Here is a 2,308-nt window from a genome sequence, read left to right as displayed (position 1 = left end):
ACAAAAGAAGTTCCTACTGATGCTTATTATGGGATTCAAACTTTACGTGCAGTTGAAAACTTCCCAATAACAGGATACCGAATTCACCCAGAACTTATTAAAGCATTAGGAATCGTTAAAAAGGCTGCTGCTCTTGCTAATATGGAAACAAAAAGGTTATATGATGGGTTGGGTAATGCAATTATTGAAGCAGCAGACGAGGTTATTGAAGGAAAAAGAAACGATCATTTTATTGTTGATCCAATACAGGGTGGTGCAGGGACCTCAATGAATATGAATGCAAATGAGGTTATCGCAAACAGGGCTTTAGAGTTACTTGGTCATAAAAAAGGTTCTTATTCCGATTTAAGCCCTAATAGTCATGTAAACATGTCACAATCAACAAACGACGTATTCCCAACTGCTATCCATATTGCAACCCTTAATCTGTTAAATAAGTTACTAAAAACAATGCATTATATGCACAGTGTATTTCATAAAAAGGCAGAACAATTTGATTCTATTATAAAGATGGGACGTACTCACCTACAAGATGCCGTTCCAATCCGTCTTGGTCAAGAATTTGAATCATATAGTCGTGTTCTTGAGCGCGATATGAAACGTATTAAGCAATCCTATGGACATCTATATGAGGTGAATATGGGAGCAACTGCAGTTGGGACGGGTTTAAATGCAGATCCACGTTATATCGAAAATGTTGTAAGATATCTAGCAAATATCAGTGGTTTACCACTTAAGAATGCCGATCATCTTGTAGATGCGACTCAAAATACAAATGCTTATACAGAAGTTTCTGCAGCATTAAAGATCTGTATGGTAAATATGTCAAAAATAGCGAATGACTTACGTCTAATGGCATCTGGACCTCGTGCAGGACTAGCAGAAATCACTTTGCCAGCTCGTCAGCCAGGATCTTCTATTATGCCTGGAAAAGTAAATCCTGTCATGCCAGAGATGATTAACCAGGTAGCCTTTCAAGTTATCGGTAATGATCATACAATTTGCTTAGCCTCTGAAGCAGGTCAACTTGAACTTAATGTTATGGAACCTGTTCTTGTTTTTAATTTACTTCAATCGATTAGCATCATGAATAATGCTTTTCAAACATTTACGGATTATTGCCTGCAAGGGATTGAGGCGAATGAAGCACATCTAAAAGAATACGTAGAAAAAAGTGTAGGTATTATTACTGCCATTAATCCTCATATTGGATATGAAGTCGCTGCTAGAATCGCACGAGAAGCCATATTAAAGGGGGATTCTGTACGTGATCTATGCTTAAAATATGATGTTTTAACAGAAGAAGAGCTTGATCTTATTTTAAATCCTTATGAAATGACGAAGCCCGGAATTGCTGGAAATTCCCTTTTTGATAGAGAGTAAACGGGTTTTAATATGAAATACACTACTATCATCTGTTTGATTATTTAATTAAATAATATTAGTAAAAAAACTGTTGATTAAGCCGAACTGCCCTCTCTTTGTTAGACAAAAACCAATAATGAGAGGGCAGTTTTATACTTTAATAATTAAATTGTTCTCTTCTTTTACATTTCTAACAATCTTAAGAATGACCTTAAATGTAAATTAAGTTTTAAAGGATTTGTCCATAATAGAAAGGCTTCTTTATAGCGCTCTTTTTCTCTTCCTTTAATGTACTTGTAGATTGCGAGACACCAACTAATGTATCATTAAAATAAAATTGGATAACTAATAAGGCTTAATTTGGAGTATAAACGTTAAAGCATTTATAAGAAGATTTTTACCCTGAAAGGACCCATTCTTTAAATATTTACACTTACTGACGACAAATTGAGGTTTGTTTTTATTACCATTTTTATATAATTTTATAGTTTTATTCCTATTTTTCTACCGAAAACGTCCGTAAAAGTGTGTGATTTTAATAAGACGTTCGTAATTTATTTTCAAACTTAAACGAACGGTAAAAATGATAGATTTCTTATATAAAAGAAAAGTCCGTAAACGTATACAATTTTAGTTAACATAAAGCAGATTATCGATTTGAAAAAATAACCTCCGATAGAAGATCCCTTTGTTGCTTATTCAATTAAAGCCTATGGTAGTTTGAAAATGTTAAATTGAGTTTTAGAGCAACAACTTTTTATATATTAACTAAGTGAAGTTCAAGATTGGAATTAAGCATTTATCGTTTTATATTTCTTGTCATTCCAATTGAGTATTTCTTAAATCCTAAAGATTCATAATAAGACTCCAAATTTTCTACACACATAAGTTGAGGAATAACTCGATTTTGCTCACAATGTTGAATGATTCGGTTCAACATTTC

At 33.1% G+C, this 2,308-nt stretch carries 1 protein-coding gene and 1 pseudogene; one reads left to right on the top strand and one right to left on the bottom strand.

Annotated elements, in window-relative coordinates:
• On the top strand, positions 1 to 1,383 hold a 1,383-nt coding region (gene aspA, locus ACFX4N_RS31000), incomplete at its 5' end, for an aspartate ammonia-lyase (protein ID WP_377263826.1).
• 781 nt (positions 1,384 to 2,164) lie between these two features.
• Here the strand turns inward: aspA and ACFX4N_RS30995 are convergent.
• A pseudogene (locus ACFX4N_RS30995) lies at positions 2,165 to 2,308 on the bottom strand (GNAT family N-acetyltransferase); the annotation flags it as partial.

Source organism: Priestia sp. YIM B13551 (assembly GCF_042787905.1).
GTDB lineage: Bacteria > Bacillota > Bacilli > Bacillales > Bacillaceae_H > Priestia.
Note: the sequence above shows the minus strand (reverse complement) of the source record. Positions and strands in the feature narration are given on the sequence as shown.